This is a genomic window from Streptomyces sp. NPDC031049, assembly GCF_055571015.1.
Map to the genome: position 1 here is coordinate 347,353 of NZ_JBVIGC010000001.1, position 20,088 is coordinate 367,440.

Here is a 20,088-nt window from a genome sequence, read left to right on the forward strand (position 1 = left end):
TAATATCTGGCCATGGCAGACGGTGAGACGGTGAGCACGGCGGCGGAAGCGGGCGGAGCGGTGGCCCCGGCGACGCCCACGGACTTCTGGGCGCCCGGGAGCCACATCCTGTGGCGCTACCGGGAGAACGGCGGCCCGCACCTCCACATCGCCCGCCCCGTCACCGTCGTCCGGGACGACCCGGAGCTGCTCGCCGTGTGGCTGGCGCCGGGCACCGAGTGCGTGAAGCCGGTGCTCGCCGACGGCACGCCCGTGCACCGGGAACCGCTGGCGTCCCGGTACACCAAGCCGCGCGGTGTGCAGCGCGACCGGTGGTTCGGGACCGGTGTGCTGAAGCTGGCGCGGCCCGGCGAGCCGTGGTCGGTGTGGCTGTTCTGGGAGCCCGGCTGGCGGTTCAAGAACTGGTACGTCAATCTGGAGGAGCCGCTGGCCCGTTGGTCCGGCGGCGTGGACTCCGAGGACCATTTTCTGGACATCTCGGTGCACCCGGACCGCAGCTGGCACTGGCGCGACGAGGACGAGTTCGCGCAGGCGCAGCGGGACGGCCTGATGGACTCCGCGCAGGCCGCGCGGGTGGAGCGGGCCGGCCGGGCGGCGCTGGAGGTCATCGGCGCCTGGGAGTCGCCGTTTTCGGACGGGTGGGAGAACTGGCGGCCCGATCCGGCTTGGCGGGTGCCGTCGCTGCCGGAGGACTGGGATCGTACGCCCGCGCATGTGTCCTCATGAGACCCTTGATGCGCCCCCAGGCGAGAAACGTAGGATCGTCCTCCGCACGTGCGCACGCGGCAACTTCCGGAGCGCGGGGCGGGCTTGACCGATCGTCACCGAGGGGCGGCAGGACGTGAGCGAGAGGTACGAGGGCAATCCGTTCCCGGGGCACGTGTTCCGGGTATCGGGACTTCTGCGGGACGAACTGCACGCGCGGCGCGCAGTCGCAGACGGATGGATTCGACACGCGTGACGGAGCACCCGATCTCCTTCCAGCGCCCCCAGCCGGGCGTCGCCCCCGCGGACCCCCGTGGGGCGCTGCTGCGTGCCCCGGTGCCGCCGCGGGCCCCGCAGGCCGCCCTGCCGGCCCAGGACCGCACCGGCGGGACGTCCTCGGCCGCGCCCGCCTCCGCGTCCGCGCCGGAAACAGCCCCGGCCGGCGGTGTCTCCGAGCACTCCCAGCCCGGCGCCGAGCACGACGCCGAGCCCCATGCGCACCGCCCGCGCCCCGCGCCCGAGTCGATCCCGGCCCAGCCGGACGGCGCACCGGCGGGCCCCGACGGCCAGCCGCCGGGCCCGGAGCGGCGTACGGGCGCGGAGCGGCGCACGGGGCAGCAGCCGGCGCCGGGGCGGCCCACGCCGATGCGGCGGGACGGGGACCGGCTGCGGTTCGTGGGCGCCGCGACCCGGCGGATCGCCCGCGGCATGGACCTCGACGAGATCGTGATGGGCCTGTGCCGGGCCACCGTGCCGACCTTCGCCGACGCGATCCTGGTCTATCTGCGCGAGCCGCTGCCCGTCGGTGACGAGCGCCCCACCGGCCCGCTGGTGCTGCGGCTGCGCCGCACCGACCGGATACCGGCCGAGCGGGACACCGAGGGCGGCTTCATGCCCCCGGCCCAGCCCGAGCCGTCCGAGCTGGACACGGTCGGCTCCGAGCTGTGCGAGGTGCGGCCGGGCAGTGCCCTCGCCGAGGTGCTGCGCGGGGTGCGACCGGTCTTCACGGACACGCCCGCCGCTCGCGCCGCACTGCCGGAACTGCTCGGCGACGGCGGTGAGTTCTGCGTTCCGGGCGGACGGCGCACCATCCTCGCGCCGCTGCGCGGCCGACGCCGGGTCATCGGCGCCGCGCTGTTCCTGCGCCGGCCGGAGCGCATGGCCTTTGAACCGGACGACCTGCTGGTCGCCGCCCAGCTCGCCACGCACAGCGCGCTCGGCATCGACAAGGCGGTGCTCTACGGCCGCGAGGCCTACATCGCCGACGAGCTTCAGCGCACGATGCTCCCCGAGCACCTGCCGCGCTGCACCGGCGTGCGGCTCGCCTCCCGCTACCTCCCGGCCGCCGAGACCGCCCGCGTCGGCGGCGACTGGTACGACGCGATCCCGCTGCCGGGCAGCCGGGTCGCCCTCGTCGTCGGCGACGTGATGGGCCACTCCATGACCTCGGCGGCGATCATGGGCCAGCTGCGCACCACCGCGCAGACGCTGGCCGGTCTCGACCTGCCGCCCCAGGAGGTCCTGCACCACCTCGACGAACAGGCCCAGCGGCTGGGCACCGACCGCATGGCCACCTGCCTGTACGCCGTGTACGACCCGGTGTCGCACCGCATCACCATCGCCAACGCCGGCCATCCGCCGCCCGTCCTGCTGCACCTGGGCGGCCGGGCCGAGGTGCTGCGCGTCCCGGCGGGCGCGCCGATCGGCGTCGGCGGCGTGGACTTCGAGGCCGTGGAGCTGGACGCCCCGGCCGGCGGCACCCTGCTGCTGTACACCGACGGGCTGGTGGAGTCCCGGCTGCGGGACGTGTGGACCGGCATCGAGCAGCTGAGGGAGAAACTCGCCGCCACGGCCCAGCTGACCGGCCCGGACCATCCGCCGCCGCTGGAGGCCCTGTGCGACGAGGTGCTGGACATGCTCGGGCCGGGCGACCGGGACGACGACATCGCGCTGCTCGCCGCCCGCTTCGACGGGATCGCGCCGAGCGACGTGGCGTACTGGTACCTGGAGCCGGAGGACGCCGCGCCCGGCCGGGCCCGGCGGCTGGCCCGGCGGGCGCTGGCCCGCTGGGGTCTGGACGAGCTGAGCGACTCCGTCGAGCTGCTGGTCAGCGAGGTCGTGACCAACGCCGTGCGGTACGCGACCCGGCCGGTCACCCTGCGGCTGCTGCGCACCGACGTGCTGCGCTGCGAGGTCGGCGACGACGTGCCGCAGCTGCCGCGGCTGCGGCAGGCGCGGGCCACCGACGAGGGCGGGCGGGGCCTGTTCCTGGTCAACCGGCTGGCCCGGCGCTGGGGGGCGACCCGGCTCAGCACCGGCAAGGTGGTGTGGTTCGAGCTGAACCGGGGCTGAGCGCGCCCCGGCGGGGACACGAGGGGCGCCCGGTGGTCACCGGGCGCCCCTCGGCCGTCACTGCTCCTGTTGCCGGTCCCGCTGCCCCCGGTCGCCGTTGGGCAGCAGCGGGTCGAAGCCGTCGCCCGGCGACTCTCCGTCCGTGGGCGGCTCCGGGGACTGCGAGGTCGTCGGCGGGGTCGACGACGGGGTGCCGGACGGCGTCTGCGACGGCGGCTCGGAGCTGGGCTCCTCGGACGTCGGCGGCTCGGAGGAGGGCTCCTCGCTGGACGGCTCCTCGGACGGGGACTGCGACGGCGACTGGGACTGCGACGGCGTGGTGCTCGGCTGCACGGCCGCGCCCTGCTTGGTGTCCAGCTCGAACTCGCTGACGCCGTCCATCACGCCGAAGGTGTACGCCGCCCAGATCTCCGCCGGGAAGCCGCCGCCGTTGACGCGGTACGGGACGCCGCCGGCCTTGTACATCGGGACCTGCGCGTGGGTCTTGCTGTCCTCGCCGAACAGACCGACGGAGGTGACCAGCTCCGGTGTGAAGCCGCTGAACCAGGCCGACTTGTTGTTGTCGGACGTACCCGTCTTGCCCGCGACCTGCTGGCCGCCGCGCAGCGGGTTGTCCCGCACGGACTTCCGGGCCGTGCCGTCGTTGACCACGCCGGTCAGCACGGACGTCACCGTGTCCGCGGCCTGGCGGCTGATGACCTGCTCGCCGACCGGGTCGGGGAACTCCACCGTGCGGGAGCTGTGCTCGGCGGACTTGACCAGGCTCGGGGTGATCTTCTCGCCGTGGTTGGCGAGGGTGGCGTAGACACCGGCCATCTCCAGCGGGCTCGCGCCCATGCTGCCCAGGGTCTGCGCGGGCACCGCCTCCATGCCCTCGGTCTCCATGCCGAGCTTGCCGGCGACGTCGACCACCTCGTCCATCCCGACGTCGATGCCCATCTGGGCGAAGACGGAGTTGACCGACTTGTTCATCGCCTCCTGGACGGTGATGTCGCCGTAGTCGACGTCGTCCTCGTTGGGGGGCGCGAAGCCGACCTTGCGGCCGTTGTCCACGACCGGGCGCCGGCTGTCGCCGTCGTAGACGGTGTTCGCGGTGATCGGCACGCCGTCCTGGGTCTCGGCGTCGCCGTCCACGGCGGCGGCCAGGACCACCGGCTTGAAGGTGGAGGCGGGCTGGTAGTCCTCGCGGGTGGCGTTGTTCGTGAAGTGCTTGAGGTAGTCCTGGCCGCCGTAGAGGGCCACCACCGCGCCCGTCTTCGGGTCCACGGAGACGGCGCCTGCCTGGACGTCGGCGTCGACCTGGCGCGCGTCGGGGTCGAGCTTGCTGGTCAGCCGGGTCTTGACGGCCTTCTCCAGCGCGTCCTGCTTCTTCTTGTCGATGTTGAGCGTGATGTTCCAGCCGCCGGCCTCGACCAGGGCGTCGGCCTGCTTCATGTCCTCGGCCGCGCCGTCGGCGACCAGCTGCCGCTTCAGCGCCGCGTTGGCCGCCTCCACCAGATACCCGGCCTGGCCCTTCAGTCCGGCGGAGGGCTTGGGCTCCTCGGGTACCTGGAACTTCATGGCCTGCCGCTCGGAGGCGTCCAGCCACTTCATCTCGACCATGTTGTCCAGCACGTAGTTCCAGCGCTGCTCGGCCAGCTTCTTGCCGGTGTCGCTGGCGATGGCCCAGTCGTACTGGTTCGGTGCCTGGAGCAGCGCGGCGAGGTAGGCGCCCTGCTCGACGGTGAGGTCCTCGGCGTCGACGCGGTAGTAGGCCTGGGCGGCGGCCTGGATGCCGTAGGCGCCGCGGCCGTAGTAGCTGGTGTTCATGTAGCCGGCGAGGATGTAGTCCTTGGACTTCTCCCGGTCCAGCTTGAGGGAGATCACCAGCTCCTTCAGCTTGCGGGTGACCGTCTGTTCCTGCGTCAGGTAGTAGTTCTTGACGTACTGCTGGGTGATGGTCGAGCCGCCCTGGGCGCCCTTGCCGGTCAGGGTGTTGAAGACACCACGCGCGGTGCCCTTCAGGTCGACGCCGGAGTCCTTGTAGAAGGTCTTGTTCTCGGCGGCGACGAAGGCGTGCTGGACGTCCTTGGGCACCTTGGCCAGGTCGACGATCTCGCGGTTGCGTTCGCCGTCCCGGGTGAGGACCGTGCCGTCGCTGTACTTGTAGACGTTGCTCTGGAGCTTGGCGTCGGACTTGGCCGGCGGGATGTCGATCACCAGGTAGAGCACGATGAAGGCGCCCATGCCGAGCAGGCAGAGGCCGAAGAACGTGCCGAGGATCTTCTTCCAGGTGAACAGCCGGCGTATGCCGCTCTTGCCGGCCGCGGTCGACGAGCGGCCGCGCTTCGGCGCCGCGCGGCGGCCGCCGCGCTGCCTCGCTCTTCTCTCTTCCGCTCGTCCCATGGGTCCGATGCGCTCCGCTTCGTTCATGTGTGCTCAGACGTCACACAGGTTTCGTCGGCAGGTCAGCTCAGAAAGCTAACACCGTCAGATAAGACAAAGGGCTGCCGATCCGGTCTTTTACGGACGTGAGAATCAGCACCCGTCCCCATGGAACCGACGTGCGAGAGCGAGTGAGGGTTGCCATGACGGGGTAAAGTGATATCATTTAGCTAGAATGAAGTGAGCGTCTCGATGACGTCCGACCCGACGGGGGAGCACCCATGGCCGCACAGGACACACAAGACACCCGGGACATGAAGGACACGCAGGTCGCCGCCGACGTGCCGGAGATGCCGGAGCCGCGGGTGCGGGAGTTCGCCGCGCACAGCGTGGGCGGCGGGCTCGCCCTGCTGCTCGGACTGGTGGGGCTGCTGGCCGGCGTCGGCACGGTCGTCGGCGCGACGGCCGTCTCCGGCGCCGGCGGCAAGGCGGCGCTGATCATCACCGGCATCCTGGTCGCCCTCGCGTCGATCCTCGCCATGTGCGGGCTGAACATGGTGGCGCCGGGCGAGGCGCGGGTGGTCCAGCTCTTCGGCCGGTACCGGGGGACGATCCGGCAGGACGGCCTGCGCTGGGTGAACCCGCTGACCTCCCGCCAGAAGATCTCCACGCGCGTGCGCAACCACGAGACCGCGGTCCTGAAGGTCAACGACGCCTACGGCAACCCGATCGAACTGGCGGCGGTCGTGGTCTGGCGGGTCGAGGACACCGCCCAGGCGACGTTCGAGGTCGACGACTACGTCGAGTTCGTCTCCACGCAGACCGAGGCGGCCGTGCGGCACATCGCCATCGAGTACCCCTACGACGCCCACGAGGAGGACGGCCTCTCGCTGCGCGGCAACGCCGAGGAGATCACCGAGAAGCTCGCGGTCGAGCTGCACGCGCGCGTGGAGGCGGCCGGCGTGCAGATCATCGAGTCCCGCTTCACCCACCTCGCCTACGCCCCCGAGATCGCCTCGGCCATGCTCCAGCGCCAGCAGGCCGGGGCGGTCGTCGCGGCCCGGCGGCAGATCGTGGACGGCGCCGTCGGGATGGTCGAGGCGGCGCTCGCCCGCATCTCCCAGCAGGACATCGTGGAGCTGGACGAGGAGCGCAAGGCCGCGATGGTGTCCAACCTGATGGTCGTGCTGTGCGGGGACCGCGCCGCCCAGCCGGTCCTCAACACCGGGACGCTCTACCAGTGACGGCCCCCGCCGAGGACCCCTCGCCGAAGCGCCGGCCGCAGCGGCGCAAGCAGGTGCTGCTGCGGCTGGACCCGTTGGTGTACGAGGCACTGGCCCGGTGGGCGGGCGACGAGCTGCGCTCGGCCAACGCCCAGATCGAGTTCCTGCTCCGCCGGGCCCTGGCGGAGTCCGGCCGGCTGCCCGGCGGGGCGGGCCCGATCCCCCGCCGGGGCCGCCCGCCGGCCGCGGACCGGGACACCGGCGAGGAAGCCTAGGACCGACCGCCGGGACGGCCCCGCCCCCATCGGCCCGGGGCCGTTTCGGAACCGTGACAATCGGCCCCGACCTGCATCGCCGTACCCCTCGGCATGATCTACACACTCTGCGTATACATCCCGCGTATACACCGTGTGTAGAGTGCTCGGCATGTCCATCGGTCACACCCTCCTCGGACTCCTGGAGTCCGGCCCCCGCCACGGTTACGACCTCAAGCGGGCCTTCGACGAGAAGTTCGGTCACGACCGGCCGCTGCACTACGGCCAGGTCTACTCGACGATGTCCCGGCTGCTGAAGAACGGCCTGGTCGAGGTCGACGGCATCGAGGCCGGCGGCGGCCCCGAGCGCAAGCGGTACGCGATCACCGACGCCGGCATCACCGACGTCGAGCGCTGGCTCGCCACGCCCGAGAAGCCCGAGCCGTACCTCCAGTCGACGCTGTACACCAAGGTCGTCCTCGCGCTGCTCACCCGGCGCGACGCCGCCGACATCCTCGACACCCAGCGTTCGGAGCACCTGCGCAGCATGCGCATCCTCACCGACCGCAAGCGCAAGGGCGACCTGGCCGACCAGCTCGTCTGCGACCACGCCCTGTTCCACCTGGAGGCCGACCTGCGCTGGCTGGAGCTGACCGCGGCACGCCTGGACAAGCTCCGGGAGGCGGTGACCCGATGACGCCGCCCGCCGGTTCGCTGCTCGCCGCCGAGCAGCTGCGCAAGGCCTACGGCCCCACCCTCGCCCTCGACGGCGCCGGGTTCTCCATCCACCCCGGCGAGGTCGTCGCCGTCATGGGCCCGTCCGGGTCCGGCAAGTCGACGCTGCTGCACTGCCTCGCGGGGATCGTCACCCCGGACTCCGGGACGATCACCTACGCCGGACGGGAACTGTCCGCGATGACCGACTCCCAGCGCAGCGCGCTCAGGCGCTCGGAGTTCGGGTTCGTCTTCCAGTTCGGCCAGCTCGTGCCGGAGCTGACCTGCGTGGAGAACGTCGCCCTGCCGCTGCGGCTGAACGGCACGCCGCGCAAGGAGGCCGAGCGCGCGGCGCTGACCTGGATGGAGCGGCTGGAGGTCGACGACCTGCGCCGGAAGCGGCCGGGCGAGGTCTCCGGCGGCCAGGGGCAGCGGGTGGCCGTCGCCCGTGCGCTGGTCACCGACCCGCGGGTGCTGTTCGCCGACGAGCCGACCGGCGCGCTGGACTCCCTCAACGGCGAACGCGTGATGGAGCTGCTCACGGACGCCGCCCGGTCCACCAACGCCGCCGTCGTCCTCGTCACCCACGAGGCGCGGGTGGCCGCCTACTCCGACCGCGAGATCGTCGTACGGGACGGGAAGTCCCGGGACATGGAGCGCGCCGTATGAACGCCCGGCAGTGGGCCGCCGATCTCGGCATGGGCGTCCGGTTCGCCTTCACCGGCGGGCGGGAGGGCTGGACCCGGGCGCTGCTGACGGCCGTCGGCGTCGGACTCGGCGTGGCGCTGCTGCTGCTGACGACCGCGATCCCCAACGCGCTGGCCGCCCGGCACGACCGGGAGGACGCACGCACCGACGTCACCTTCTCGCAGGACACGGTGACCCAGGCCGACGACACCCTGCTGGTCGCGCGGGTCGACACCGACTTCCGCGACGACAGCGTCCGGGGCCGCGCCCTGGAGCCCGAGGGCGCCCGGGCGCCGCTCCCGCCCGGCGTCGAGGAGTTCCCGGGCGTGGGCGAGATGGTGGTCTCCCCCGCGCTGAAGGAGCTGCTGGAGTCGGACGACGCGAAGCTGCTGCGCCAGCGGCTGCCGGAGCGGATCGTCGGCACGATCGGCGAGAGCGGGCTGGTCGGCTCGGCCGAGCTCGCCTTCTACCGCGGGGCCGAGGGGCTCGCCGCGCACCTCGACGACAGCCAGGTGGCCCGTATCGACCGGTTCGGCGACCCGGACGCCACCTCGGAGCCACTGGACCCGGTACTGCTCCTGCTGGTGCTGGTCGTCTTCGTGGTGCTGCTGGTGCCGGTCGCCGTCTTCATCGCCGCGGCCGTCCGCTTCGGCGGCGAGCGGCGCGACCGGCGGCTGGCGGCGCTGCGGCTGGTCGGCTCCGACAGCCGGATGACGCGGCGCATCGCGGCCGGCGAGGCCATGGCGGGCGCCCTGCTCGGGCTCGGCTTCGGCACCGTGTTCTTCCTCATCGGCCGGCAACTGGCGGGGCACGCCCAGGTCTTCCACGTCAGCGTCTTCCCGAGCTACCTCGACCCCTCGCCGCTGCTCGCGCTGCTGGTCGCGGTGACCGTCCCGGCGGCGGCCGTCCTGGTGACGCTGTTCGCGCTGCGCGGTGTGGTCATCGAGCCGCTCGGCGTGGTGCGCACGGCCAGGCCCGCGCGGCGCCGGCTGTGGTGGCGGCTGCTGCTGCCGCTGGCCGGGCTGGCGATGCTGTACCCGATGGTCGGCCAGGGACGGGAGAACGGCGACTTCAACCAGTACCTGGTGACCGGCGGTGTCGTCCTGCTGCTGATCGGGGTGACCGCGCTGCTGCCCTGGGTGGTGGAGACGGTCGTCGCCCGGCTCGGGGCCGGCGGGGTGTCCTGGCAGCTGGCGGTCCGCCGCCTCCAGCTGAGCAGCGGCACGGCGGCCCGCATGGTCAACGGCATCGCGGTGGCGGTGGCCGGCGCGATCGCGTTGCAGATGCTGTTCGCGGGCGTCGACGACCAGTACACCAAGGAGACCGGCTACGACGTCATGCGCGCCCAGATGCAGGTGCGGCTGCCGGAGCAGGTGCCGGTCGGGCCGGCCGCCGACAAGCTGCGCCGGACCGAGGGGGTGAGCGCGGTCTACGCGTACTCCGAGGGCTACCTCGGCGACCGGCGCCGTGGCCCGGAGCACTTCGCGCAGCTGACCGTCGGCGACTGCGCGGCGCTGCGCGAGATCGCCCGGCTGCCGTCGTGCCGGGACGGTGACACGTTCGCCGTGCTCGGCGCGGAGTACGACGACACCGAGCAGCTGGCGACGCCCGGGCGGACCCTGTACCTCGATCCGAGCGACGAGGGGGCGCCGCGAAGCAGGGAGATCCCCTGGACGGTGCCCGAGGGCCTGAAGCACGCCCGGCCGCGCCCGGGCATGACCGGCCAGGAGCAGGGCGGCTTCCTCCTCACGCCGAAGGCGCTGGCGTCCGCGGCCGAGCCCGCCCTGTCCGGCGAGGTCTACCTGCGGCTCGACGGCGCGGTGCGGGACGCCGAGGAGCACGTCCGCAACGCCGCGGCGGCCGTCGACCAGCTGGCCCATCCGATCGTGTGGACGGAGCGGGAGCGGGCCGACAGGTTCACCGCCATCCGCACCGGGCTGTTCGTCGGGGCGGCGTGTGTGCTGGCGCTGATCGGCGCGAGTCTGCTGGTGTCGCAGCTGGAGCAGTTGCGGGAGCGCAGGAAGCTGCTGTCGGCGCTGGTCGCCTTCGGTACGCGGCGGCGGACGCTGGGGTTGTCGGTGCTGTGGCAGACCGCGGTGCCGGTCGGGCTGGGGCTGCTGCTGGCGTCGGCGGTCGGGCTGACGCTGGGGGCGGTGCTGTTGAGGATGACGGCGACGCCGGTGCGGGTCGACTGGGTCGGCGTGTGGACGATGACCGGTATCGGGGCGGCGGTCGTGCTGGTGGTGACGCTGCTCAGTCTGCCGCCGCTGGTGCGGCTGATGCGGCCGGAGGGGTTGCGCACGGAGTAGGTACCGGCCGGTTCTCGCCCCCGCCGCCCCTACCCGTCCCATCCTTCTGGGGGCTGCCGCCCCCAGACCCCCGCTTCGGCCTGAACGGCCTCGTCCTCAAACGCCGGACGGGCTGGAGATCCAGCCCCTCCGGCGTTTGAGGAGCGGGGGTCCGGGGGCGGAGCCCCCGGGGTGGGACGGGTAGGGGCGGCGGGGGCGGGGTCAGGTCACGACGCGGACCGGCAGCTCCCCCACCGCCCCCCGTAGCGCCCCCGCCAGCTCCTCGTACTCCTCCGCCCGCGCCGCCCCCGCCCGCATCGCCAGCGCGACACGCCGCACGGGCGCCGGGTCGGCGAAGGACGCGGTGAGGAGCTGGGAGGACCGCGAGGTCTCCACGCGCACCGCCGTCCGCGGCAGCAGCGTCACCCCGAGTCCCCCCGCCACCAGCTGCACCAGCGTGGACAGCCCCGCCGCCGTCGTCGTCGCCGGGACGTCGGCGCGCCCGGCCTCGCGGCAGATGTCCAGCGCCTGGTCGCGCAGACAGTGCCCTTCGTCGAGCAGCAGCAGGTTCAGCGAGCGCAGCGCCTCGCGCGGCACGCCCTCCCGGCCGCCGAGCCAGTGGTCCAGCGGGGTGACGAGCACGAAGTCCTCGTCGAAGAGGGGCAGTTCGGTGACGCCCGGCACGCCGAGCGGCACCGCGAGCAGCAGCAGGTCCAGGCGGCCGGCGGCCAGCCCGTCCAGCAGGCTGGCGGTCTGCTCCTCGTGCACCTGGAGGTCGAGGTCCGGGTACCGCTCGTGCACCAGGCGCAGCACGGTCGGCAGCACGTAGGGCGCCACGGTCGGGATGACGCCGAGCCGCAGCGCGCCGGTGAACGGTGCCCGGACCGCCTCCGCCTCCTCCATCAGCGCCCCGACCTCCGCCAGCACCGCCTTGGCGCGGACGGCGAGCCGCTCGCCCGCGGGCGAGAGCAGCACCTTGCGCGTCGTACGCTCGACGAGGGTGACACCGAGTGTCTCCTCGAGGGCGGAGACGGCGCCCGAGAGCGCGGGCTGGCTGGTGCCGATCGCGGCGGCGGCGTCCCGGAAGTGGAGATGCTCGGCGACGGCGGCGAAGGCCCTGAGCTGGGCGAGGCTGGGCTGCCTCGGCTTACCGACAGTACTGATAACTACCTCCGATCAACCCGACCGAGTGTAGCTATTTCCGTAATCAATGCACCGTGTGCCAACATCAGCAGCGTCCAACCCATGGGAAACACCAGCAAACCCGGTGTTTCTTCGCTGCAAGGAGAGTCTGTGCTCACTGTCGGTGACAAGTTCCCCGAGTTCGAACTGACCGCCTGCGTCTCGCTGGAGAAGGGCAAGGAGTTCGAGGAGATCACCCACAAGACCTACGAGGGCAAGTGGAAGGTGATCTTCGCCTGGCCCAAGGACTTCACCTTCGTGTGCCCGACCGAGATCGCCGCCTTCGGCAAGCTGAACGACGAGTTCGCCGACCGCGACGCCCAGGTCCTCGGCTTCTCCGGCGACTCCGAGTTCGTCCACCACGCCTGGCGCAAGGACCACGACGACCTGCGTGACCTGCCCTTCCCGATGATGGCCGACTCCAAGCACGAGCTGATGCGCGACCTCGGCATCGAGGGCGAGGACGGCTTCGCCAAGCGCGCCGTCTTCATCGTCGACCAGAACAACGAGATCCAGTTCTCCATGGTGACCGCCGGCTCCGTCGGCCGTAACCCCAAGGAGGTCCTGCGGGTCCTGGACGCCCTGCAGACCGACGAGCTGTGCCCCTGCAACTGGACCAAGGGCGAGGAGACCCTCGACCCGGTCAAGCTGCTCGCCGGAGAGTGATCTGACATGTCTCTCGACACCCTGAAGTCCGCCATACCGGACTACGCCAAGGACCTGAAGCTCAACCTGGGCTCGGTCATCGGCAACTCCGAGCTGCCCGCCCAGCAGCTGTGGGGCACCGTGCTGGCGACCGCCATCGCCTCGCGCTCCCCCATCGTGCTGCGCGAGCTGGAGCCGGAGGCGAAGGCCAACCTGACGCCGGAGGCGTACACGGCCGCCAAGGCCGCCGCCGCCGTCATGGCGATGAACAACGTGTTCTACCGCACCCGGCACCTGCTGTCGGACCACGAGTACGGCTCCCTGCGGGCCGGTCTGCGGATGAACGTCATCGGCAACCCCGGCGTCGACAAGGTCGACTTCGAGCTGTGGTCCTTCGCGGTCTCCGCGATCAACGGCTGCGGCATGTGCCTGGACTCGCACGAGCAGGTGCTGCGCAAGGCGGGCCTGGACCGCGAGACGATCCAGGAGGCCTTCAAGATCGCGTCCGTGGTCCAGGCCGTGGGCGCCACGCTGGACGCCGAGGCGGTCCTCGCCGAGTAGTCGTCCGCGCGTCCCGCACCGGGACACGTGAAACGGGCCCCGTCCACCGGGTGGTGGGCGGGGCCCGTCGGCGTGCCGTGGGTCAGGCCGACGCCGGGCCGGGCGGGGCCGGGGGCGAGGGCGGCGGGTCGGACGGCGGCCCCGGCTCCGCCGCCGGGGCGGCGTCGGTCGAGGTGGCGCCGTGCGGCTTCGGCGCCTGGCGCAGCGCGGCCTCCCGGGCGTGCGCCCGCAGATAGCCCACGACCGTGTTGGTCACCGCGACCAGCGGCACGGCGACCACCGCGCCGCCGATGCCGGCCACCAGACCGCCGCAGGAGACCGCCAGCACCACGGCCAGCGGGTGGACGCGCACCGCCCGGCCGAGGATGAACGGCTGGAGGATGTGCCCCTCGATCTGCTGCACCGCCAGCACGACGACGAGGGTCATCACGGCGGTGAACACGCCCTGTGTGACCAGCGCGACGACGACCGCGAGCGCCCCCGACACCACCGCGCCGACCAGCGGGATGAAGGCGAACAGGAAGATGAAGACGGCCAGCGGCACGGCCATCGGCACGTCCAGGAAGTAGATGCCGAGGCCGATGAAGATGGCGTCGATCAGGGCCACTATCACCGTGCCGCGCACATACGCCGTCAGCGTCCGCCAGGCGCGCGGACCGGCGCCGGCCACGCCCGGCCGGGCCGCCGCCGGGACGAGCTTGAGCGTCCACTGCCAGATGCGCCGGCCGTCGTAGAGCAGGAACAGCGTCGAGAAGACCGCCAGCAGGATGCCGGTCAGCGTCTCGACGACGACCGTGACGCCCTCCAGGCCGGCCGAGGTGATCTGCTCGGTGTTGGCGCCGACGGCCTCGCGCAGGTTCCCCGCGATCTCGTTGATCTGCTTGTCGGTGACGTGGAAGGGGCTGTCCAGCAGCCAGCGGCGCAGCTCGTCGATGCCGTCCTGGACCTGGTCGGAGAGGGTGTCGATGTTCTCCATGACCTGCCAGGTGACGAACCATCCGATCAGGCCCATCACGACGAAGCCGAGGATCGCGGTCATGGCGGTGGCCAGTCCGCGCGGCACCCCGAGCCGGCGCAGCCGCGCCACCGTCGGCTGGAGCACGGCCGTCATCAGCAGTGCCGCCACGAAGGCCAGGACGACGAGCTGGACGGCGCTGATGATCCGGGTGAGCACCCACAGCGCCCCCGCGAGGACCAGCAGCCGCCAGCCGGCCTCGGCGGCGACCCGCATCCCCCACGGCACGGCCTGGGCCGGGTCGGGGCGGGCCTGGACCGCGGGCGGGTGGTCGGGAGGCGGGGGCACGTGGTCGGGGTGCGTCCCCTGCTCGGCGTCGGCCTGAGCGTGTTCCCGCTCCACTTCGGCCCGGCGCTGGTCCAGCCTCCGGCTCATCTGGGTCAGCCCGTCACCGAGCCGACCGAGCCACCCTGGCACTCGCGACATGATCCGTCCTCTTCCCCCGTCTTTCCCCACCACTCCCCCCTGGAGTCGTCGCTGAGAACCGTACAGGGGAACAGCCCCCCACCGTAGGACGGCGAGGGGCTGCGGGAGGTTGAGCGGCGCTTCGGGGGCCGCGGGCCGGCCCGGCGCGGGCCCGCGGGCTCAGTACCAGCGGTTGGCCTGCCAGAACGACCAGGCCTCGCACGGGCTGCCGTAGCGCTCGTTCATGTAGTTCAGGCCCCACTTGATCTGCGTGGCGGGGTTGGTGCGCCAGTCGGCACCGGCGGAGGCGTACTTGCCCGCGGGCAGCGCCTGGAAGAGGCCGTAGGCGCCGGAGGAAGGGTTGACCGCCTTGTAGTTCCAGCTCGACTCGTGGTCCACGATGTTGCTGAAGCACTGCCACTGGCCGCTGGGGACCATCTGGCGCGCCATCGACTGGATCTCGGAGATGGAGTACGAGCTCTGGACGGCGAAGCCGGAGGAGTCGCGGGCGGCGCTGCGGCTGGCGGCCTTCTTGGCCTCCTCGCGCTCCTTGGCCTCCTGGGCTGCCTTCTTGGCGGCCTCGTCGGCTTCCTTCTTCTTCGCGATGGCGGTCTCGGCGGCGGCCTTGCGTGCCGCCTCCTCGGCCTCCTTCTTGGCGCCCGCGTCGGCGGCGATGGCCTGTGCGTCGGCCTGCTGCGTCAGCGACGCGGTCTGCACCTGGGCCTGCTGCCCCACGGGGATGTCCGCGAGCAGCGTCGTGCCACTGGCCGTCGCTTCGGCGTCGTTGTTCTGCGCGGTGCTGCCCGAGGCAACACCGACGACGCTTCCGACAGCGGTGACCGCGGTGGCCGAGGCCACTGCGAATCCCCGGACCGAAATCCGGCTCACACGGTTTCCTTCCAGCATCGCCCGCTTCGGTGACCCTCGCGGACGCAATCGTGCCCCTGGCGCTGGCCTCCCCAACTGCGGGGTCACGGGAGGCGCGGGCCCGGTGGGCAACTCCCCCTCGGGGAGCGCCGCGTGGTGCTCGGGCGGCATACGACGCTGCTATGGAGTTGACAGTGGTGTCTTTGTGGTGCCCTACCGCTGGGGGTACGGCTGTGTCGTATGCGGGGCCTGACAGGAACGAGACTCTGCCGTAACACGACGCCGCGAGGCAATTCTGTGCCGCGTGTGAAAGCTCACATCCCGTTTGCCCCAGGGGATTCACGGAAAGCCGCACACGCGACGGCGCCGCCCGGCTAGGCTCTCTGCCTTTCCCGGACGGCGCCAACTGCCGCGTAACCGGCCCCTCTTGGGGCTCTCCTCTCAGAGGTGCCCGTCTTCGAGCATTTCGGTCACAAGCGCAGCGATCTGGGACCTCTCGGACCTGGTGAGCGTGACGTGCGCGAAGAGCGGATGGCCCTTCAGCTTCTCCACGACGGCGACGACCCCGTCGTAGCGGCCGACGCGGAGATTGTCCCGCTGTGCCACGTCATGGGTGAGGACGACCCGTGAGTCGGCCCCGATCCGGGACAGCACCGTCAGCAGGACGTTGCGCTCCAGGGACTGGGCCTCGTCCACGATGACGAACGCGTCGTGCAGCGACCGGCCGCGGATGTGGGTGAGCGGCAGGACCTCCAGCATGCCGCGGGCGGTGACCTCCTCGATGACCTCACGGCTGGTCACCGCCGACAGCGTGTCGAAGACCGCCTGCGCCCAGGGGCCCATCTTCTCCGCCTCGGTGCCGGGCAGATAGCCGAGCTCCTGCCCGCCCACCGCGTACAGCGGACGGAAGACCATGATCTTCTCGTGCTGGCGCCGCTCCAGCACCGCCTCCAGGCCCGCGCACAGCGCGAGCGCCGACTTGCCGGTGCCGGCCCGGCCGCCCATCGAGACGATCCCGACCTCCGGGTCCAGGAGCAGGTCGAGCGCGATCCGCTGTTCGGCGCTGCGGCCCTTGACGCCGAACGCCTCCCGGTCGCCGCGCACCAGGCGGACGCTGCCGTCGGGCGTGATGCGGCCGAGGGCGTTGCCGCGCTCGGAGTGGATGGTCAGGCCGGTGTGCACGGGCAGGTCCGCCGCCTCGGGGACGTGGACCCGCCCCTCCTCGAAGAGGATGTCCACCTGCTCGCCGGGCAGGGTCAGTTCCGCCATCCCGGTCCAGCCGGAGGCGTCCGTGATGGCGAGCTCGGCGCGGTACTCCTCGGCGAGGAGCCCGACGGAGGAGGCCTTGATCCGCAGCGGGAGGTCCTTCGACACGACGGTGACGTCGAACCCCTCGGCCTGGAGATTGCGGGCGACCGCGAGGATGCGGGAGTCGTTGTCCCCCAGCCGGTAGCCGCTGGGCAGCACGCTGGGGTCCGAGTGGTTGAGCTCGACCCGCACGGTCCCGCCGAGGTCCCCGATCGGGATGGGGGCGTCGAGGCGGCCGTGCCGGACCCGGTAGTCGTCGAGCAGGCGCAGGGCCTGCCGGGCGAAGTAGCCGAGTTCGGGATGGTGCCGCTTGGCCTCCAGTTCCGTCACCACGACGACGGGGAGCACGACCTCGTGCTCGTCGAAGCGGTTCAGGGCGCCTGGGTCGGCCAGCAGGACGCTGGTGTCGAGAACGTAGGTGCGCCGGTCTGGCTTGTGGCGCTGTGCGCTGGTCACCACGGAAGGACGTACCCCCTCGTTAGAGGTCGGGGAGCGACGAGGCGGAGCTGGACCGGTCGACGGCCCCGATGCACGCCCGGCACGGGCCGGTGACCGGCCCTTGGCCGCTGCTTCCGTGCCGTGACCGCACGGTCGGGCTGGTGCAAAGGGCCTCCCGGGCGGACGGCCCCGTGCCGCCCGCTGAGATCCGACGCCCGTGGTTCGGGCATCGACCTGGTGGGGTTATGCCCTCGAACGAGCGCCGCCATGCCACGGCATATGACGGCACGCCGGTGAACTCCTCGTGACGGGGAGCCTGACGCGCGGTCAGGGGGCGATGGACTTCTTCAGCGTGTACAGGCACAGGGAGAGGGCGGCGTGCCGGGTCGCACCCTGGCTGCGGACGTGCTCCCAGGCCGAGTAGAGCAGGGACCACAGCAGGCTCTGCACCCACTCGGGGGTCAGCTCGGCATCGACGGTGCCCTCGGCGTGGCCGCGCTCGACGAGCCGGAGCAGCGCGCGGTCGGCGGGGGTCTCCTCGTCCCAGCCGGACCAGGTCATCAGCTGCGGCGAGTCGAACATCAGGGTGAGACCGGCGCCGAGTTCGAAGTACTCCTGGCACAGCCGCTCCAGCGCCTTGGGCACCGGACCGTCGTCGGGCCGGGCGCGCTCGGTGGCCAGCGCGACGTTTTGAAGGACCTCCCGGCCGATGGCGGCCAGCAGGTCGGAGCGCTCGGGGAAATAGCGGTGGACGGTGGTGCGTCCCACCCCGGCCGCCGCCGCCACGTCGGCGAGGGAGGCGCCGGAGTCCGCGGCCAGCAGGGTGACGGCCGCGTCGAGGATGGCCCGCCGGGTGCGCATGCGCGTCCCGCCGGCGGCCGTCGCCACGCCGTCCTCAACCATGGGCCCACGGTATCGCGTCCTTCAGGAAGGAAACTCGATTGCCCCGGATGGAACAGTCATGTTCCACTCGGGAACATGGATGCTCCTCAGAGTTCGGACGCGGTGACCGCACCGCGCCTGCGGATCCTCTGGTCGTTCGCGCGCCCCCACAAGGCGGCGCTGGCCCTCGGACTGGTGCTGGCCCTGGCCGGATCGGCGATGGGGCTGGCCACGCCGATGGTGACCAAGTGGGTGCTCGACGCGCTGGGCGGGTCGGCGTCGCCGAGCCGGCCGGTGGCGGGGCTGCTCGTCCTGCTCGTGGTCGGCACGGTCGTCTGGTACTGGCAGTGGGTACTGCTCGGCACGCTCGGCGAGCGCGTGGTGCTGGAGGCCCGCGCCGCGATGGTGCGGCGGTTCCTGCGGTCCACCGTGCCGGCCGTCTCCCGGCGCCCGCCCGGCGAACTCGTCACCCGCGTCACCTCCGACACGGTGCTGCTGCGCGAGGCCGCGACCGGCGCGCTCGTCGGCCTGATCAACGGCTCCGTCATGCTGGTGGGGTCCCTGGCCCTGATGGCCGTCCTGGACCTGGTACTGCTGGGCGCCACGCTGGTGGCGGTGGTGGTGGTCGGCGCGCTGTTCGCGGTGCTGATGCCCCGGATAGCCACCGCCCAGAAACGGGCGCAGGAGCACATCGGGCAGCTCGGCGGCGTGCTGGAGGGCACGCTGCGCGCCATCCGGACGGTGAAGGTGAGCCGGGCCGAGGAGCGCACGGCCGAGCGGATCACGGCGCAGGCGCGCGCGTCGGCGGAGCACGGGGTGAGCGCCGTCCGCCACGAGGCGCTGGCCTGGACGATCGCGGGGTCCGGCATCCAGCTGGCGATCATCGCCGTCCTGGCGATCGGCGCCTGGCGCGTCGCCGAGGGGGAGCTGGCGGTGTCCGGCCTGATCGCGTTCCTGCTGTACGCGTTCGGCCTGATGGAACCGATCAGCGAGCTGAGCCAGAACGCCACCGCCCTCCAGTCGGGTCTCGCCGCCGCCGAGCGCATCCGCGAGACGGAGGACATGCACATGGAGGACGCACCGGCGCGGGATGCAGGCGGTGCGCGGGGTGCGCGGGGAGAGGGTGTACGAGCGGAGGGGGTACGGCCGGAGGGTGGGGCCGTCGGGGAGCCCGCCGCGTGCGGGGAGCCCGGGCCGGGCCCGTCCGGGGAGCGGTGCGAGGCCGTGCCCGTGCTGGAGCTGAGGAACGTCACCGCCGCCTACGGCCCCGGCGCGGAGCCGGCGGTGCGGGGTGTCGACCTGGCCGTCCCGCGCCGCGGGCACACCGCGGTCGTCGGCCCCTCCGGAGCCGGCAAGACCACCCTGTTCTCTCTCGTCCTGCGCTTCCTGGAACCGACGCACGGCGAAGTCCTGCTGGACGGCCGCCCGTACCGGGAGCACACCCACGACGAGATCCGGGCGCGCCTGGCGTACGTCGAGCAGGACACCCCGGTCGTGCCCGGCACGATCCGCGACAACCTGCTGCTCTCCCGGCCCGACGCGACCGAGGAGGAACTGCGCCGGGTGCTGCGCGACGTGCGGCTGACCGAGAAGGTCGACGCCCTCGAGGACGGTCTGGACACCCCGCTGTCCGCCACCGTTGTCTCGGGCGGGGAGCGTCAGCGCATCGCCCTGGCCCGCGCCCTGCTGCGCACCCCCGACGTGCTGCTGCTCGACGAGGCGACGGCCCAGCTCGACGGTCTGACCGAGGCCGCCGTCCACGCGTGTGTGCGCGAGCGTGCCGAGCACGGCGCCGTGGTCACGATCGCCCACCGGCTGTCGACGGTGATCGACGCGGACACGATCGTGGTGATGGAGCGGGGCCGCGTCCGCGACCGGGGCGGTCATGCCGAGCTGCTGGCGCGGGATCCGCTCTACCGGGAGCTGGTGGAGGCCCTGCGCATCGCCGCGGGCCCCGCGTCGGAGACCGGCGCATCAGGCGGAACCGCCGGGACGGAAGGGGGTCACGACGGGACGGAAGGGGGGCGCGCCGAGACAGAAAAACGGGCCGGTCCGTGGGGGGGAGACGGACCGGCCCGAGGGGGGGCTTCCACCATAACCCTTCGTGAGTGATGCCGCGCGCATCGGCGGGCCACAACTACTCTCCGAATCCGTCCGGCGACGCCCCGCTGGTCACGGAATCTCCCGTTCAACGGGGC

The 20,088-nt window shown here is 72.3% G+C and carries 16 protein-coding genes; 10 read left to right on the plus strand and 6 right to left on the minus strand.

The window, feature by feature from the left end; genetic code table 11:
- Window positions 1-12 precede the first annotated feature (12 nt).
- Together fomD and ACZ45Q_RS01530 are read left to right on the plus strand one after the other, a co-directional pair.
- Window positions 13-726 carry a cytidylyl-2-hydroxypropylphosphonate hydrolase gene (gene fomD / locus ACZ45Q_RS01525; RefSeq protein ID WP_468253755.1) on the plus strand — a complete coding sequence of 238 codons (714 nt, stop codon included), beginning with the start codon at window positions 13-15 and terminating at the stop codon, window positions 724-726.
- A 216-nt stretch (window positions 727-942) separates the two neighbouring features.
- Window positions 943-3,057 carry a SpoIIE family protein phosphatase gene (locus ACZ45Q_RS01530; RefSeq protein WP_468253756.1) on the plus strand — a complete coding sequence of 705 codons (2,115 nt, stop codon included), beginning with the start codon at window positions 943-945 and terminating at the stop codon, window positions 3,055-3,057.
- 57 nt (window positions 3,058-3,114) lie between these two features.
- Here the strand turns inward: ACZ45Q_RS01530 and ACZ45Q_RS01535 are convergent, their stop codons facing one another.
- Window positions 3,115-5,442 carry a transglycosylase domain-containing protein gene (locus tag ACZ45Q_RS01535; protein WP_468253757.1) on the minus strand — a complete coding sequence of 776 codons (2,328 nt, stop codon included), beginning with the start codon at window positions 5,440-5,442 and terminating at the stop codon, window positions 3,115-3,117.
- Between the two features lie 293 nt (window positions 5,443-5,735).
- Between ACZ45Q_RS01535 and ACZ45Q_RS01540 the strand changes: the two genes are divergently transcribed.
- The 5 genes from ACZ45Q_RS01540 (at window position 5,736) to ACZ45Q_RS01560 (ending at window position 10,608) form a co-directional block, all read left to right on the plus strand.
- Window positions 5,736-6,665: an SPFH domain-containing protein gene (locus ACZ45Q_RS01540; protein ID WP_468254290.1), complete on the plus strand. Its 930-nt coding sequence runs from the start codon at window positions 5,736-5,738 to the stop codon at window positions 6,663-6,665.
- Complete coding sequence (locus tag ACZ45Q_RS01545; protein WP_468253758.1) at window positions 6,662-6,919, plus strand: type II toxin-antitoxin system antitoxin; 258 nt, start codon at window positions 6,662-6,664, stop codon at window positions 6,917-6,919. Before ACZ45Q_RS01540 ends, ACZ45Q_RS01545 begins: the two co-directional genes overlap by 4 nt.
- 151 nt (window positions 6,920-7,070) lie before the next feature.
- Window positions 7,071-7,595, plus strand: a complete 525-nt coding sequence (locus tag ACZ45Q_RS01550; RefSeq protein ID WP_468253759.1) for a PadR family transcriptional regulator — start codon at window positions 7,071-7,073, stop codon at window positions 7,593-7,595.
- Complete coding sequence (locus ACZ45Q_RS01555; RefSeq protein WP_468253760.1) at window positions 7,592-8,281, plus strand: ABC transporter ATP-binding protein; 690 nt, start codon at window positions 7,592-7,594, stop codon at window positions 8,279-8,281. The genes ACZ45Q_RS01550 and ACZ45Q_RS01555 overlap by 4 nt, the downstream gene beginning before the upstream one ends.
- On the plus strand, window positions 8,278-10,608 hold the full coding sequence (locus ACZ45Q_RS01560) for an ABC transporter permease (RefSeq protein ID WP_468253761.1): 2,331 nt from the start codon (window positions 8,278-8,280) through the stop codon (window positions 10,606-10,608). Before ACZ45Q_RS01555 ends, ACZ45Q_RS01560 begins: the two co-directional genes overlap by 4 nt.
- A gap of 201 nt (window positions 10,609-10,809) precedes the next feature.
- Here the strand turns inward: ACZ45Q_RS01560 and ACZ45Q_RS01565 are convergent, their stop codons facing one another.
- Window positions 10,810-11,751 carry a hydrogen peroxide-inducible genes activator gene (locus ACZ45Q_RS01565; protein WP_468254291.1) on the minus strand — a complete coding sequence of 314 codons (942 nt, stop codon included), beginning with the start codon at window positions 11,749-11,751 and terminating at the stop codon, window positions 10,810-10,812.
- Between the two features lie 129 nt (window positions 11,752-11,880).
- Between ACZ45Q_RS01565 and ACZ45Q_RS01570 the strand changes: the two genes are divergently transcribed.
- On the plus strand, window positions 11,881-12,435 hold the full coding sequence (locus ACZ45Q_RS01570) for a peroxiredoxin (protein ID WP_468253762.1): 555 nt from the start codon (window positions 11,881-11,883) through the stop codon (window positions 12,433-12,435).
- A gap of 6 nt (window positions 12,436-12,441) precedes the next feature.
- On the plus strand, window positions 12,442-12,975 hold the full coding sequence (locus tag ACZ45Q_RS01575; RefSeq protein ID WP_468253763.1) for an alkyl hydroperoxide reductase: 534 nt from the start codon (window positions 12,442-12,444) through the stop codon (window positions 12,973-12,975).
- Window positions 12,976-13,057: 82 nt separating this feature from the next.
- Here ACZ45Q_RS01575 and ACZ45Q_RS01580 read toward each other — a convergent pair whose 3' ends face one another.
- From ACZ45Q_RS01580 to ACZ45Q_RS01595, 4 genes are all read right to left on the minus strand, one after another.
- Entirely contained in the window at window positions 13,058-14,416 is a 1,359-nt protein-coding gene (locus tag ACZ45Q_RS01580; RefSeq protein ID WP_468253764.1) for an AI-2E family transporter, read from the minus strand.
- A 159-nt stretch (window positions 14,417-14,575) separates the two neighbouring features.
- Window positions 14,576-15,283 (minus strand): aggregation-promoting factor C-terminal-like domain-containing protein, encoded by a 708-nt coding sequence (locus ACZ45Q_RS01585; protein WP_468253765.1) that lies wholly within the window; start codon window positions 15,281-15,283, stop codon window positions 14,576-14,578.
- A 420-nt stretch (window positions 15,284-15,703) separates the two neighbouring features.
- Window positions 15,704-17,029: a PhoH family protein gene (locus ACZ45Q_RS01590; protein WP_468253766.1), complete on the minus strand. Its 1,326-nt coding sequence runs from the start codon at window positions 17,027-17,029 to the stop codon at window positions 15,704-15,706.
- Between the two features lie 306 nt (window positions 17,030-17,335).
- Window positions 17,336-17,911, minus strand: coding sequence for a TetR/AcrR family transcriptional regulator (locus ACZ45Q_RS01595; protein WP_468253767.1), 576 nt, complete (start codon window positions 17,909-17,911; stop codon window positions 17,336-17,338).
- A gap of 75 nt (window positions 17,912-17,986) precedes the next feature.
- Between ACZ45Q_RS01595 and ACZ45Q_RS01600 the strand changes: the two genes are divergently transcribed.
- On the plus strand, window positions 17,987-20,002 hold the full coding sequence (locus ACZ45Q_RS01600; RefSeq protein WP_468253768.1) for an ABC transporter ATP-binding protein: 2,016 nt from the start codon (window positions 17,987-17,989) through the stop codon (window positions 20,000-20,002).
- Window positions 20,003-20,088 lie beyond the last annotated feature (86 nt).